Annotated in this window: 14 protein-coding genes; 5 read left to right on the top strand and 9 right to left on the bottom strand. The window is 72.9% G+C overall.

Annotation, left to right across the window (positions count from 1 at the left end; genetic code table 11):
* The first annotated feature begins 42 nt into the window (after positions 1-42).
* Positions 43-432 carry a hypothetical protein gene (locus EIY87_RS02700; protein WP_125306063.1) on the top strand — a complete coding sequence of 130 codons (390 nt, stop codon included), beginning with the start codon at positions 43-45 and terminating at the stop codon, positions 430-432.
* A gap of 173 nt (positions 433-605) precedes the next feature.
* Here EIY87_RS02700 and EIY87_RS02695 read toward each other — a convergent pair whose 3' ends face one another.
* The gene (locus EIY87_RS02695; RefSeq protein WP_125306105.1) at positions 606-1,448 is read right to left on the bottom strand and encodes an SGNH/GDSL hydrolase family protein; all 843 of its coding nucleotides are present in this window, start codon (positions 1,446-1,448) and stop codon (positions 606-608) included.
* A 111-nt stretch (positions 1,449-1,559) separates the two neighbouring features.
* On the opposite strand from EIY87_RS02695, the gene EIY87_RS02690 reads away from it, so the two are divergent.
* Positions 1,560-2,801, top strand: a complete 1,242-nt coding sequence (locus tag EIY87_RS02690; RefSeq protein WP_125306062.1) for a PucR family transcriptional regulator — start codon at positions 1,560-1,562, stop codon at positions 2,799-2,801.
* A 116-nt stretch (positions 2,802-2,917) separates the two neighbouring features.
* On the opposite strand, the gene EIY87_RS02685 is transcribed toward EIY87_RS02690, so the two are convergent.
* From EIY87_RS02685 to EIY87_RS02665, 5 genes are read right to left on the bottom strand one after another with little or no spacing between them, the layout of a single operon-like run.
* Positions 2,918-3,436, bottom strand: coding sequence for a pyridoxamine 5'-phosphate oxidase family protein (locus EIY87_RS02685; RefSeq protein ID WP_125306061.1), 519 nt, complete (start codon positions 3,434-3,436; stop codon positions 2,918-2,920).
* A gap of 2 nt (positions 3,437-3,438) precedes the next feature.
* Positions 3,439-4,422, bottom strand: a complete 984-nt coding sequence (locus EIY87_RS02680) for an LLM class F420-dependent oxidoreductase (protein ID WP_125306060.1) — start codon at positions 4,420-4,422, stop codon at positions 3,439-3,441.
* Complete coding sequence (locus tag EIY87_RS02675; RefSeq protein ID WP_125306059.1) at positions 4,419-5,606, bottom strand: acetyl-CoA acetyltransferase; 1,188 nt, start codon at positions 5,604-5,606, stop codon at positions 4,419-4,421. Before EIY87_RS02675 ends, EIY87_RS02680 begins: the two co-directional genes overlap by 4 nt.
* Before the next feature lie 4 nt (positions 5,607-5,610).
* Positions 5,611-7,302 (bottom strand): class I adenylate-forming enzyme family protein, encoded by a 1,692-nt coding sequence (locus EIY87_RS02670; protein WP_125306058.1) that lies wholly within the window; start codon positions 7,300-7,302, stop codon positions 5,611-5,613.
* Entirely contained in the window at positions 7,299-8,774 is a 1,476-nt protein-coding gene (locus EIY87_RS02665) for a carotenoid oxygenase family protein (protein WP_125306057.1), read from the bottom strand. Before EIY87_RS02665 ends, EIY87_RS02670 begins: the two co-directional genes overlap by 4 nt.
* Before the next feature lie 139 nt (positions 8,775-8,913).
* Here EIY87_RS02665 and EIY87_RS02660 point away from each other — a divergent pair, with 139 nt between their 5' ends.
* On the top strand, positions 8,914-9,870 hold the full coding sequence (locus EIY87_RS02660) for a winged helix-turn-helix transcriptional regulator (protein ID WP_125306056.1): 957 nt from the start codon (positions 8,914-8,916) through the stop codon (positions 9,868-9,870).
* Between the two features lie 71 nt (positions 9,871-9,941).
* Positions 9,942-10,127: a DUF5302 domain-containing protein gene (locus EIY87_RS02655; RefSeq protein ID WP_004559232.1), complete on the top strand. Its 186-nt coding sequence runs from the start codon at positions 9,942-9,944 to the stop codon at positions 10,125-10,127.
* 71 nt (positions 10,128-10,198) lie between these two features.
* On the opposite strand, the gene EIY87_RS02650 is transcribed toward EIY87_RS02655, so the two are convergent.
* Complete coding sequence (locus tag EIY87_RS02650; protein WP_125306055.1) at positions 10,199-11,119, bottom strand: MBL fold metallo-hydrolase; 921 nt, start codon at positions 11,117-11,119, stop codon at positions 10,199-10,201.
* Between the two features lie 84 nt (positions 11,120-11,203).
* On the opposite strand from EIY87_RS02650, the gene EIY87_RS02645 reads away from it, so the two are divergent.
* Entirely contained in the window at positions 11,204-12,148 is a 945-nt protein-coding gene (locus EIY87_RS02645; RefSeq protein WP_125306054.1) for a LysR family transcriptional regulator, read from the top strand.
* A 60-nt stretch (positions 12,149-12,208) separates the two neighbouring features.
* On the opposite strand, the gene EIY87_RS02640 is transcribed toward EIY87_RS02645, so the two are convergent.
* Together EIY87_RS02640 and EIY87_RS02635 are read right to left on the bottom strand one after the other, a co-directional pair.
* Positions 12,209-13,027 carry a serine hydrolase gene (locus EIY87_RS02640; RefSeq protein ID WP_225439648.1) on the bottom strand — a complete coding sequence of 273 codons (819 nt, stop codon included), beginning with the start codon at positions 13,025-13,027 and terminating at the stop codon, positions 12,209-12,211.
* Positions 13,024-14,097 carry a Glu/Leu/Phe/Val dehydrogenase dimerization domain-containing protein gene (locus tag EIY87_RS02635; protein ID WP_125306053.1) on the bottom strand — a complete coding sequence of 358 codons (1,074 nt, stop codon included), beginning with the start codon at positions 14,095-14,097 and terminating at the stop codon, positions 13,024-13,026. Before EIY87_RS02635 ends, EIY87_RS02640 begins: the two co-directional genes overlap by 4 nt.
* Positions 14,098-14,123 lie beyond the last annotated feature (26 nt).

The raw sequence follows: 14,123 nt of genomic DNA, 5'->3' as shown, positions 1-14,123 counted from the left end.
TGGCTCACGTTCTCGCCCCGGTTCGGCGGTCTTACTGGGGGCATGAGTGGTGGCTTCGGATTCCCGGCGGGGTGCGTGGCCGCGGTCGTCGCGGTGGCGCTGGCCGACGTCGCCGGCGCGACCCGGTTCCCGTGGTACGCGCTGGTGACGTTGGGTCTGGTGGTGCTCCTGACGGCGTTCTGGAGCACGGCCGCCGCCGCGATCGGGGTCGCGGCGGTGGCGTGGGCGCTGGATTCGGGCTTCGTGCTCGGCCGCGCTGGCGAGCTGCGGTTCGACGCGGCTTCGGCGGTGGCTGCGGGCGTGCTCGGGGTGACGGTCTTGGTGGGGCTCGTGGCCCGGGTCAGGCCGCGGCGGATGCCGGTGCGGGTACCTGCGCCGCGCCGTCCGGCGGAGGTCACCGCCCGGCCGCGCCTGACCCGGGCCGGGATGTAGTTCACGACTTCGGGGTTCGCGCCGACCGGAACGGCCAACACAACGACCGGAGCGGCCAACACGTCCGGGTTTGCGGTGTGTTGGCCACTCCGGTCGATCCGCCGCCACACCGGCACCGGCCGGACCGGCTGCGCCCGTGCCCGGCCTCGCGGAGCCGGCGACGAACCCCCTCCTCAGCCGCCGATCGTCGCGGCCACCAGGGCGCCGATGTGGCGCATGCCGGTCGCGTTCGGGTGCAGCGGCGCCGCGACCGCGGTCGGGATCACGCTCTCGAACCACTTCACGCCGGGCAGCTTGCAGACGTCGTGCCCGATCGAGGCCGTCCGGACGTCGACGTACCGCGCGTCGTGCGCGGCCGCCTGGCGGGCCAGTGCCGCGTTCGTCTTGTCGATGCTGCCCTGGATGTAGTTCGCGTCGCGCGGGGTGAGTGGCGCGATCGGCCAGCACCCGTTGTGCGGCAGGTAGGTGCCGTAGCCGGCGAGGTAGACGTCCGCGTTCGGGGCCTTCGCGTGGATCGCGTCCAGCAGCGCGCCCCACGTCGGTTCGAACGCGGCGATCTTCTCGGCCAGCTGGTCGTGGCCGCCGGCGGTGTACCGGTCGACGCAGTCCGGGTTGATGCCGGGTAGCAGGTTGATGCAGCTGGTCGCGGCGCCGACCAGGCCGACGTCGTTGCCGCCGATCGTCACGGTCACCGTCCGCGTGGCGGCGCTGAGCGCGTCCAGCTGCGGCGGCACCGGGCCGGTCTCCGTCGACTGCGGCGCGTACATGTCCGCGGTCGTCGCCCCGGAGCACGTCACGTCCTTGAGCGGCACGCCGAGCTGCGACGCGGCGACGTGCGGGTAGTCCGCGAGCGACCGGAGGCAGCCCGGGGACGAGAGGTCCGGGGGCAGGATCAGCGGGCCGGCCGCGGCCGAGTCCCCGAGCGCCACGTACTCGCCGCTCGCGGCGGTCGCGGTGCCCGCCGTCGTGAGCGTCAGCGCGGTGACCAAGATCGTGATGAACGCCGGTGTCCTCACTCGCACGCCGTCCTCCTTGACGTTGTGCCGATGGCTGGTCTCCGTGACACCATCGGCACCGCGGGTGGCCGGATTGACTGGGAATCCGGGCAGAGAACGAGGGGATCGGTTGTGACGGAGCACAAAACCGGCGCGGACCTGGCCCTCGGCGGGCAGCGCGTGCACGAACGGCTCACCCGCGACGAGCCCGAGCTGATCGCCCGGGTGCTGACGCGCATCCAGGCCGAGGTCGCCGACTACCGGCGGCTGCCGGTCGAGGAGCTGGCCGGCGACATCGCGGGCATCACCCGGCAGGCCGTGCGGGCGTTCGCGCGGACCCTGCGCGAGGACCGCGAGCTGAACGACGCCGAGCTGCGGCAGATCGGCGCGTCCGCGGTCCGCCGGGCGGAGGAGGGCTTCCCGCTGGAAGCGGTGCTGAACGCCTACCACGTCGGCGCGCGGGAGATCTTCGCCGTCGGCTCGGCCGAGGCGAGCGGCTCGGACGTCGCCGACCTGCTCGAAGTGGCCGACCGGGTGCTGGCGTGGGTCGGCACGGTCACCGGCGCGGTCACCCGGGGCTACCTGGAGGAACTGCGCACGAAGGTCGGGCAGGAGCACACGGCGCGGCGCACACTGCTGTCGGTGCTGGCCGACGGCGGCCCGGTCGACGTCGTCGCCCGCAGCGCCGGGATCACGCTGCCGGCGCGGTACCTGGTGCTGAGCGTCGAACTCGGGCCGCACGCCGACGAGGCGTCACCGGGGGTGGACGCCGAAATCGCGGTCCGCCGCAAGCTGCGCCGGTTCCTGGCGGCGTTCGAGCACGCCTGCGGCGACGGCGTGCTGGCGTCCCTGGACGGCCCGGGCGGCCTGGTCCTGCTCCCGCAGACGGGCCGGCTGACGGACATCCCAGGCTGGCACGCGGTGCTCGACGCGGCCGGGCGGGCGGCGGGCGTCGCCGTGCTCGCGGCGGCCGAGACGGCGACGCCCGCGGAGGTCCGGGTGGTGGCCGGCCGGACGGCCGAGGTACTGGACGTCCTGCGCTGGTTCGGCCGCGAGCCGGGCCTGTACCGCCTCGACGACGTCCTGGTGGAGTACCAGCTGACCCGCCCCGGCGCGGCGCGCGACCGCCTGGCCGCGGTGCTCGCCCCGCTGGAGGCGCACCCGGAGCTGGTGGAGACGCTGTCGGCGTACCTGGAGCTGGACACGAACCGCCGCCGCGCGGCGGCCCGCCTGCACGTCCACCCGAACACGGTCGACTACCGCCTGCGGAAGGTCCGCGACCTGACGGGCATCGACCCGCTCCACCCGGCGGGCTTGCCCCGCATCATCGCGGCGCTCGCGGCCCGCCGCGCCTCCCTGCCGCCGAGCCGCTGAGGAGTCCGCCGATGCGCCCCAATGTGGCGTTGGTTGCGTCCAACGCACCGAACGCCACATTGGGTGCGTTGGACGCACCGAACGCCACATTGGGGCGCTCGTCCCGGGGCCGGCGGTCAGTGGGCGAAGTCCCAGCGGCTGGCGCCGTACGGTTCCGCGCCCGCGACGCCGATCGCCCGGTGCAGCTCCAGCCGGTACAGGTGCCACGGCGGCGGGCCCGCGCTCGGTGCCGTGAACGGCGCCGCCAGGCCGTCGCCGACCACGGTCGCCGGCCAGCCGCCCTCGCGGAAGACCGCGGCGACCTGCTCCAGCGTTGCCGCGTCGGTGACGCGGTGGGCCTCGCCCTCCATCGTCAGGTCCAGCCCGTTCAGCCGCACCGACACGGTGCACGCCGGGTTCGCCGCGAGGTTGCGGGAGCGGCGCGTCCCCGGGCCGCCCTTGAAGTACAGCGCGCCGTCCACCCAGATGGCGCCGACACCGGCGGCGTGCGGGCGGCCGTCGGGGCGGACGGTGCCGACGAAGAACGTCAGGTTTTCGTGCGGGGTCTGGGTCGCGAGGAGGTCGCGCGCCCTGCTCCACGGCAGCGCCGCGGACCCGTTCTGGTCGAGGTTCTCGGTGTGCGTCGGTTCGCTCATGCCTACGCGTCGAACGGGACGACCGCGGATCGACACACTTCGAGGGTTTTCGCGCCGCCGGGGTCGTCGTCGCTGGTCGCGGGCACGATCGCCAGCTCGTCGATCCCCGCTTCCGCGTACTCGCGCGCCTTCGCAGCGATCTCCGACGACGAGCCCAGCAGCCCGACCACGGCGATCGCCTCCACCGGCACCGCGGACAGCAGCTCACGCGGGTGCGGCCGGGTGCGCGCGAAGTCGACGAGGTCGCCGAAACCGGCCGCGCGGAACATCTCGCTGTAGCCCGGTGCCGCGAGGTAGCCGACCACGCCGCGACGCAGCTGTTCGAGCGACGCCGCGTCCGGGTCCGCCGCGCCGACGACCCACGCGGCCACCGGCGGCGGCGTCACCCCTGCCCGCGAAGCCGCCTCCCGCAGGCCGCGCACCAGGGTCCCGGCCGCGGCCGGGCTGACCAGGTTGATCACCATCCGGTCGGCGTGCCGCGCCGCGACGTCGAGGGCTCGCGGGCCGAACGCCGCGATCGTCACCGGCGACTTCGGGGCGGCCAGCCGCAACCGGTAGCCCCGCGAGCCGACGACCGAGCCGTCCACAGTGGACTTCTCGCCGGAGACCAGCTGCCGCACGGCGATCGCCGACTCTTCGAGCGCGGTCGCCGCCCGCGCGCGCGACCGGCCGTGCCAGCCGCGCACGACGACGTCGCTGGACGTGCCCAGCGCGACCCCGGTCGGCCGGCCGGTCAGCGCCGCCACCGACGCGACGCCCATCGCGATCGTCGCCGGGTCCCGCACGGTCACCGCGAGCGGCCCGAACGTCAGGGCGAGCGACGAGGTCGCCGCGCCGATCGCGGTCCCCAGCGCGAACGCGTCCCACGTCGCCATCTCGCCGATCCACAGCTCCGGGTACCCGGCGGCCTCGGCGGCGCGCGCCGTCTCCAGCGCCTCCTCCGGCGGGCGGTCCTGCCAGAGCCCCAGCGACACCGACAGCCTCATGCGGTGACCACCATCGTGACGACCGTGGTGAACGAGCCGCCGACGTTGAGCGTCAACGCCGTCCGCGCGCCCTCGACCTGCGTCTCGCCCGCTTTCCCGGTCACCTGCCGGGAAACGTCGTGCAGCATCCGGACACCGGTGGCGCCGACCGGGTGGCCGAGGCCGATCAGGCCGCCGCCCGGGTTGATCCCGGCCGCGTCGAGGCCGCCGTCGGCGACGAACCGGCCGCCGTCCCCGGGCGGGGCCGCGCCCAGGTGCTCCAGCGCCACCAGCCCGGTGATGGTGAAGCAGTCGTGCAGCTCGACGACGTCGAGCGCGTCCGGCCCGGGCACCCCCGCGCGCTCGTAGGCGTCGACGACCGCGCCGCGCAGGTGCGGGAACAGGTATTCGCCGCCGGCGGAAAGCTTTTCGGCCAGCCCGATGTGGGACGTGCGGTGCCCGAAGCCCGCGATGCGCGGGAAGCCGCCGCCGAGCCGCTCGGCGAACGCGGGCGAGGCCAGCACGACCGCCGCGGCGCCGTCGGTGATCCGGCCGCAGTCCTGCTTGCGCAGCCGGCCCTCGATGACCGGGTTCAGCTCGTCGTCGGGCCCGAACGCGCCGGCCGGGAAGCGCCAGTCGCGGGCCTGGGCGAGCGGGTTCCGCGCCGCGCGGTCGAAAGCGTGCGCGGCGAACTGCCCGAGGTGCTCGGGATCGAGCCCGTACCGCTCCTCGTAGGTGGCGGCGACCTCGGCGAAGAGCGCGGGCCACGGGAACTTCGCGCCGACGGCTTCGTGCCCGGCCCACGCGGCGGACCCGAGGTGCTCGGCCGCGCGCTGCCCGTCGACGTTCCGCATCAGCTCGACGCCGACGACCAGCGCGACGTCGTAGCGGCCTGCCTCGAGGTCCGCGCACGCGGCGAGCACGGCGGTGCTGCCGGACGCGCACGCGGCTTCGTGCCGGGTCGAGGGCACCCCGTCCAGCGCCGGGACGGCGGCCACCAGCAGCCCGCCGAGCTGGGCCTGCCCGGTGAACAGCTCGGCCGCGAGGTTCCCGACGTGCGCGACCTCGACGTCTTCGGGCGCGACCCCGGCGTCCGCGAGCGCGGCGGGCACGACCTCGGCGAACAGGTCGACGATCCCGCGCCCCTCCTTGGCGTAGTTGCGCGCGAAGTCGCTTTGCGCCCCGCCCAGCACGAACACCGTCATGGCCTCACCCCAGACTTTCCCGCAGCTTCCGCTTCAGGATCTTCCCCACCGGGTTGCGGGGCAAGGCGTCGGTATATTCGAGCCGTTCCGGCAGCTTGAACGCGGCCACCTGCTTCTCGCGCAGGTACGCGACCAGCTCGTCCAGCGACGGCTTGCGCGCGCCCGGCACGACGACCGCGCACACCCGCTCCCCCATGACGTCGTCGGGCACGCCGATGACGCCGACGTCCGCGACGTCCGGGTGCCCGGCGAGCAGGCCTTCGACCTCGGCGGGCGAGATGTTCACCCCGCCGCGGATGACCAGGTCCTTCGTCCGGTCGACGTACCGCAGGAACTCCCCGCGCTCGCCCGCGATCTCGAAGACGTCGCCGGTGCGGAAGTGCCCGTCTTCGTCGAACGATGAGGTGTCGAGCGGCTCGCCCACCGCCGTCAGGTAGCCGGCGAACACCGTCGGCCCGGCGATGTGCAGCTCGCCGGGCCGCCCGGGTTCGGTGACGTGCTCGCCGGTGACCGGGTCGTGCAGCCGCACCGACGTCCAGCCGGCGACGGGCGTCGACCACGTGACGTCGGAGGCGTAGTTCGGGAAGTAGCTCGCGCGCTGATCGGGGTCCGGGATGTCGACCGGACCGGACAGCAGCGCGGTCCCTTCGTTGGAGCCGAAGAAGTTGATGATGTCGATGCCGTACCGCTCGGCCCAGGTGCGCACGAGCCACGGCGACAGCGGCGCCGAGCCGGACCCGATCTTGCGCACGCTCGAAACGTCCACTCCGGACAGGATGTTCTCGTTGTGCAGCAACATGGTCAGCAACGCCGGTGGCGCGAGCGTGTACGTCACGCGTTCGGCCGCGAGCTGGCCCAGGAACACGGGCAGGTCGAACGGGTGGTGCGGGACGAACACCGCGCCGGTCAGCAGCCACGGCAGGAACATCCCGCCGATGCCCGCCATGTTCGTCATCGGGAACGGCGACAGCAGGACGTCGTCACGCGTGATCCCCGCGGCCTGGACGCAGCCGCGCGCGGTCGCGAGCCAGTCGCCGTGGCAGCGCGGAACCGCTTTCGGCTCGGCTTCGGTGCCGGACGTCCAGCAGATCGTCACGCAGTCGTTCACGTCCGCTTCGGTCAGCTGTACGTCCAAAGCGGACTTCTCCACTTCGGACAGCGGGGCTTCGGGCCAGGCCAGGGCGCCGGCCGGTTCGTCGTCCCCCCGGGCGACGACGAACCGGACCGACGGCGCCGCAGCGCCGATGAGCCCAAGGGCCGCCCCGGCGAGCTCGTGCTCGCCGTATCTGGTGGCGGTCACCACGGCGACGGCTCCGGTGCGCCGGCACATCGGACCCATCTCGTGCTCCCGGTAGGACACCGGGAACGGCGTGACCACCGCACCGATCCGCACGATCGCGAGGAACGCCTGGACCAGGGCCGAGCAGTTCGGCAGCTGCACGGCCACGACGTCACCTGCTCGCACCCCTCTGGCGAGCAGGAACGCGGCCAGGACGTCGACGCGTTCGTCGAGCCGGTTCCAGGTCCACCGCACCGGGTCGCGTCCGACCAGTGCGGTGGTGTTCGGTGGATCGACCAGCGCGAGACCCTCCGGGTCGGCACTGACCCGCTCCTTCACGAGCCGGTCGATCGTCTCCGCACTCCACCATCCCCGCGCCCGGAAGTCCCGGGCGCGACCCTCTCGATGGCATCTCATGAACGGAGGTTTTCCAGCTGGTCCGCCCGGACCCAGGTCGCGTGAAAACCGAGCGGGACCCGCTGGGGCAACAGGACCCTGGCCACGGGTCCGGCAGCGAGATCGGCGGCGTCGAAGATGTCCAGTTCCGAGCGTCCCTCGCGCTCGTCCTGCACGAACGTCACCAGATGACCGTCCGCCGAATCGGCGGCCGCTCCTTCGCGGGGTGCGAACGGAGCCTCACTGCCCCACCGGCCGGGACCGAACCGGTATTCGGTCTTGGTGCCGGCAAGATTGTCGTAGCGCACGAGCCCGTCGAACTTCAGCGTCGACTCGGGCGAGATGTGCACCGCGTAGGAGTACCGGTTCCGCCTGCCGACGCCGCGGGCGTCGACGGTCGGGAACTCGGTGTTGGCGTCGTCGAGCGCCTCTTCGTGGCACGCGCCGGTCCGCAGGTCGAAGCGGTAGCGGTGCAGCTGGGCGTCCAGGCGCAGGTAGGAGAGCATCTTCGCGAGCGGCGTGCGCGCGTCGGCCCGCGGGGCCGGCTTGCGCACGCGGCAGACGTCGAGGCGGACTTCGTCGCCCTCTTCCCAGGCGTTCACGACGTGGTAGATGTAGCACGGGCTCGCTTCGAACCAGCGGATCTGGCTACCGTTGCCGTAGCGTGGCATGACACCGAAGCGGCTCGGCATCGAGCGGTCGAAGTGCAGCTTGTGGCGGCCCAGCTTCGCGGCTTCCAGGTCCTGGACCAGCGGCAGGTCCATCAGCACGGCGTAGCGCTCGGTGATGGCCATGTCGTGCGGCAGGCGCGGGCCGGGCAGCTCGATCTCGGTGGTGTGCACGACCTCGCCGTCCGCGCTGATCACGCCGTAGCGCAGGTACGGCGGCCGCGGGCCGTAGTCGAACCAGAACAGCTCGCCGGTCGCCTCGTCCACCTTCGGGTGGGCCATCATGTCGCCGACCAGCGTGCCGAGGAAGTCGTCGGCGCCCAGCGTCTCCAGCGAGAGCGGGTCGACCGCGTACGGCGAGCCGCACAGGTACCAGGTGGCGAGGATCCGGCCGCGGTGGAAGACGACGTCGGTGTTGGCGTTGTCCTTGAGGCCGAGGCCGTGCGCGTTGCCGAACGGGTTGCCCGCCGGGTTCTCCATGACGCCGGTCCAGAGCGCCTTGCCGGCCGCGGACTCGGCCTCGAAGGCCTTGGTGCGGACCCAGCGGTTGCGGTAGCGGGCCTTGCCGTTCTCCAGGTGGACGGCGTGGATCATGCCGTCGCCGTCGAACCAGTGGTAGCGGCCTTCCGGGGCGAACCGCGGGTTGGGGCCGTTGCGCAGGTAGACGCCGTTGAGGTCCTTCGGGATCTCGCCGATGACCTGCAGGTCCTCCGCGTCGATCTCGGTGCCGACCGGGGCGTAGACGCCGAGCAGGTAGGGGTTGGGCTCCCCGGCCGCGTCCGCCGCACGGGCCACCATCAGCGGCTGTTCGGAGGTGCTGGTCATCGGGCTGCTCCCTGACTTGTCGGGCTCACCGCGCTGGCTGATGGGGACGAGACTATGATTTGTGTACCCAGGTGTCAATAGGCTTCTTTTGGTGTAGTCAGGTGTTACGCTGAGGCCGCTGAGAATGAGGGGGAAGACGGTGACCGAGGCGACCGCGCACCGCGTCCGGCCGGCGGGGGATCCGCTCCGCAGAGCGCTGGAGCTGGTCGGCGACCAGTGGACGCTGCTCATCCTGCAGAGCCTGTTCCTGCGCTTCCGGCGCTACGAAGAGCTGCGGCTGCGCCTGGGCATCTCGCCGACGGCGTTGTCGGGACGGCTACGGGACATGGTCGAGGCGGGCATGCTCACGCGCGTCCCCTACCGCGACGCGCGCCGCACGCGGCACGAATACCGGCTCACCGAACGCGGCCTGGAGCTGTGGCCGCTGCTGATCTCGATCTGGGCGTGGGAGCGCGAGTGGGTCGAAGGCCGCCGCGAGGTGCTGCCGACGCTGATCCACCTCGACTGCGAGCTGGCTACATCAGCGCCCCTCGGCTGCGGGGCCTGCGGCCGCCGGGTCGACGCCCGTGACGTGCGGGCCGAGCGCCTCGACAGCACCGGCGTCGCGGCGGCGACGGCGTCCAAGCGCTTCCGCCGCAAGGACGCCGAGTCGCTGGCCGGCGACCCGATGATGTTCTTCCCCGACACGATGGAGCTGCTCGGCGACCGCTGGTCGACCGGGCTGCTGGTGTCGGCGCTGCTGGGCTGCCGGCACTTCTCGGAGTTCGAGCGCGAGCTGGGGATCGGGCCGAGCGTCCTGTCGGGCCGGCTGAGCAAGCTCGTCGAGGTCGGCGTGCTGCGCACCGGCACCGCGGCCACCCGCGCGGACGCGCGCGACTACCGGCTGACCGCGAAGGGCCTGGCGTTCTTCCCGGCGCTGGCGTTCATCGCGGAGTGGTCGCGCGGCTTCGAGGTGGTGGGCCAGGAGCCGGACATCACGCTGCACCACGTCGAATGCGGCAACCGGCTGCGGCCGATCCTGCTGTGCGACCACTGCGGCCGCCCGCTGCTGCGCAAGTCGGTGCAGTTCGGCGGGGTTCCCTCCCCGAAACGCTGAAATCGACTCGCCAAGCGGGTGCGCGGCTGACAGGCTGGAGCGGTCACACGTCGTCGTTTTCGGAGGTAGGCATGAGTGAACCGAACCCGTCGCCCAGCGGCGAGGAGGACGACGTCAAGCGCAAGTTCCGCGAGGCGCTGGAACGCAAGCAGGCCCACGCCCGTTCGGGCGCGTCCCACGAGAACGGCGGCGGCAAGAACCAGCACGCCCACGGCCCGGCGGCGAACAAGCGGACCTTCCGCCGCAAGAGCGGCTGAGCCCCTTCCGGCCCCATTCGTGAAGGCCACCTTCAGGAACTCTACGTTCCTCAAGGTGGCCTTCACGGCTTTCAGGGGACGAACGAGCCGAGGTGGTCGAGGACCACGAACGCGCTCGCCGGGCTCGCCGCTGCGACGGCGGTGCGCAGGGGTTCCAGCCCGCCCGCGTCCTTGACCTGGCCCAGCGGCAGGTCGAAGTCGTCCCAGTGGGTCGCGGCCACGTACCGCGGGTTGCCCAGGGCGCGCAGCAGGCGCGGGACGTACTGCGTCACCTTCGCGCCGCCCGCGGGGAGGCAGACCACGTCCGGGCGGAGGCCCGCGAGTTCGCCCTCGATGTAGTTCGAGCCGCCGAAGTTCAGCACGCTCGCGCCGGCACCGGTCACCTGGTAGGCCAGCGTGCCGCCCTCCACCAGGTCCTCGATCACGCGCGGCCGGTCCCGGCGCGACAGCGGCCGCGAACCCGGGAACGGCACCTGCGCCCGCGCGCCCACGGCCGAGTGCAGTGACCGCAGGACGCGGATCGAGTAGCCGTCGAACGTCAGGTCCTCGCCGCCGGACGCGACCGCCAGCTGGTCCTCCGGGGCGCCGAGCGCGGCCATGAGACTCAAATGGGTCTCGGTGCCGATGACCGTCGCGCCGGTGCGTTTGGCCAGGTAGGGGACGTCGGTGAGGTGATCGTAGTGGCCGTGCGTGACGAGGATGTGGTCCGCGCGCAGCTCGCCGCGGTCGAGGAAGCCGTCGATCAGCGCGCGGTTCACCGACAGCGGCGTCTTCGGGTCCGCGCCCGCCGGGGTGTAGGTCCCGGTCTTGAACCGCGTCAGCCAGGGGTCGATCAGGACCGTCTTCGGCCCGATGCGGATCTCCCAGCCGTTGTTCCCCCACCACCGAAGCGTCATCCCCGACGCGGCCGCCGCCGGTCCCGCGCCCGCCAGGATGGCCGCCGCCGCGGCCCCCGCGCCGAACAGCCCGCGCCTGCTGAATCCCATGTCCATACCGGACACCCGACCACGAACCGCGGACCGCTGTCCAAGATCGATCCGTCGGCATGTCGATACGGGAACGGCTATCGTCGCAGCGTGGACCACCTCCGTTCGCTGCGGTACTTCCTCGTCGTCGCCGACGAACTGCACTTCGGCCGCGCGGCGGAGCGGCTCGGGATCGCGCAGCCGCCGTTGAGCCAGCGCGTCAAACGGCTCGAAGCCGAGCTGGGCGCGAAGCTGTTCGACCGCGGCCGCCGCGTCACACTCACCGAAGCGGGCGAAGTCCTGCGTGCCGAAGCCCGCGACCTGCTCGCCCGGTGGGACCGCATGACGTCGCTGGTCGCGAAGGCCGAGCGCGGTGAGCTGGACGCGCTGCGCGCGGGCGTGCCCCCGGAGCTGCCCGGCCCGGTCCTCGCCGCGATCCTGACGGCGTTCGCCGAGCGGCACCCGGCCGTCCGGCTCGACCTGCAGGAGCTGACGACCGCGGAGCAGGTCCGGCTGCTCGCCGACCGGTCGCTGGACGCGGGGCTGCTGCACCTGCCCGTCGACGTGGCCGACCTGGAGCTGGGCCCGGTGCTCGACACCCCGCTGGGCGTGGTCCTCCCCCGCGACTCACCGCTGGCGCGGCGCGCGTCGCTGTCACTGGCCGACCTCGCGGGCGAAGGCCTGGTGCACGCGCCCCGCGCGGCGGCGCCGGGCAGCTACGACGCCCTCCTGCGCACCTGCTGGGACCACGGCTTCCGGCCGGCCTCGATCCGCCACGCGCGCAACCCGGAGTTCGCGCTGGGCCTGGTGCTCGCCGGGCACGGCGTCGCGTTCGAGCCGGGCCCGCGCAAGGAACCCCGCGTGGTGTGGCGGCCCCTGGACGGCGAGGTGCTGCGGTCCCGGATGGCGTTCGCATGGCCTTCGCCGAGCCCGCACCCGCAGGCGGCGAAGCTGGCCGAGCTGGCGGCGATGGTGCTCGAGGGAGATGGGGTGTCGCGGATCGTGCCGCCCGCACAGGGCCCGCGCCCGTGGGACGTGTTCTACGACCGGACCTGATGCCGTTAAGGCCACCTTACGGGCGTCTGACGCCCGTAAGGTGGCCTTAACGGCATTCGGCTAGCCCGACCGGACCTCGTGAAGCTGCTCCACCGCCGCCCGGGCCGCGTCCCCGATGGCGCGGTCGATGTCCGGACGCCGCAGCGTCTCCGAGCCGCCCACCGTGAACACGGCGATCGCGTACGAAACCCCATCCGGGTACGTCGCCACCCCGATCTCGTTGCGGATCCCGGGCATCGTCCCCGTCTTCCCCGCCACCGCGACCTCCGGCGGGAAGCCCGCGGTCAACCGGTGCCAGCTGACCTGCGCCGACATCCACTCGCGCACCGGCTCCCCCGCCGGGTCGGCCCAGATCGCCGCCAGCAGCGCGGTCATCTCCCGCGGCGTGGTCGCCGAAGTCCGCAAGGGATCCAACGCCCGCAACGGCCGCCCTGCCTCGGTGTCCTCGATGATCGTGCGCAGCAGGTCACGCGGCGCGCCGATGACCGACGTCCGCGTCAGGCCCAGCTCGGCCAGCAGCGAGCGCACGTTCGCCACGCCCACCCGGTCGAACAGCAGGTCCGCCGCGGTGTTGTCGGACACCGAAAGAGCCAGCCGGGCCGCGTCGCGGAGGCTGTACGAGACGTCGTCCTCGAAGCCCGCCGAGCCGGTGCCGCCCAAGCGGTCCGCCGCGGTCGCGCGGACCCGGTCCGCCGGGTCGAGCAGTCCCGCCGCGACCTGGCGGGCGAACTCGTACGCCAGCGGCACCTTCACCACCGACGCCAGCACGACCGGCGAGTCGGCACCGATACCCGTCGAGGCGGGGGAACCGAGACGGCGGACGTGCAGGAAGCCCCGCACGCCCGCCGTCGCGAAGATCTGTTCTGGGGTGGGACTCACCCGGCCATGATGGACCGCAGCCTGCCGATCTCCGTCATGCGTCGCTCCGCGAGCCGGTCCGCCGCCGTCGCCGGGGGCACGCCCTCGGTCTCGGCCAGCTTGAACACGGCCTTCGTCGTGTCGAAGATGGCGGTCGTCTTGCGCTTGGCGCGGTCGAAGTCGAAGCCGTGGCGCTCGTCGTCGACCTGGATCACGCCGCCCGCGTTGACCAGGTAGTCCGGCGCGTACAGGATGCCGCGGTCGGCCAGCTGCTTGTCGATGCCCGGGTGCGCGAGCTGGTTGTTCGCCGCGCCGCAGACGACCTGGGCCGACAGCAGCGCCACCGTCTCGTCGTTGAGCGCGCCGCCGAGGGCGCACGGGGCGAAGACGTCCAGCTCGGTGCGCAGCAGGGCGTCCACATCGGACACGACCCGGACGTCGGGGTAGACCGACCGGGTGCGCTCGATCGCCGGCTCCCACACGTCGGTGATCGTCACCTGCGCGCCGGCCGCGACGAGGTGCCCGACCAGGATGTGGCCGACCTTGCCGACGCCGGCCACGCCGACGCGCTTGCCCGCCAGCTCCGGGCTGCCCCAGAGGTGCTCGGCCGAGGCCCGCATGCCCTGGTAGACGCCGAACGCGGTGAGCACCGACGAGTCGCCCGCGCCGCCGTCCTCCGGCGAGCGGCCGGTGACGAAGCGGGACTCGCGGGCCACGATGTCCATGTCCTGCACGTACGTGCCGACGTCGCACGCCGTGATGTAGCGGCCGCCCAGCGACTGCACGAACCGCCCGAACGCGCGCAGCAGCGCTTCGGACTTCAGCGTCTTCGGGTCGCCGATGATGACGGCCTTGCCGCCGCCGAGGTCGAGGCCGGCCAGCGCGTTCTTGTAGGCCATGCCCTTGGACAGCGCGAGCACGTCGTCGAGCGCGTCCGCTTCGGTGGCGTAGGGGTGGAAGCGCGTCCCGCCCAATGCGGGGCCGAGCGCCGTGGAGTAGATGCCGATGATGGCCTTGAGGCCACTGGCTTCGTCGTGGCAGTACACGACCTGTTCGTGCCCGGTGCCCCGGGCGAACACTCCTTCGGTCACGGTGGTGACTCCTTTGTCTCCCGCGC

It is taken from the genome of Amycolatopsis eburnea (assembly GCF_003937945.1).
Lineage (GTDB): Bacteria > Actinomycetota > Actinomycetes > Mycobacteriales > Pseudonocardiaceae > Amycolatopsis > Amycolatopsis eburnea.
Note: the sequence above shows the minus strand (reverse complement) of the source record. Positions and strands in the feature narration are given on the sequence as shown.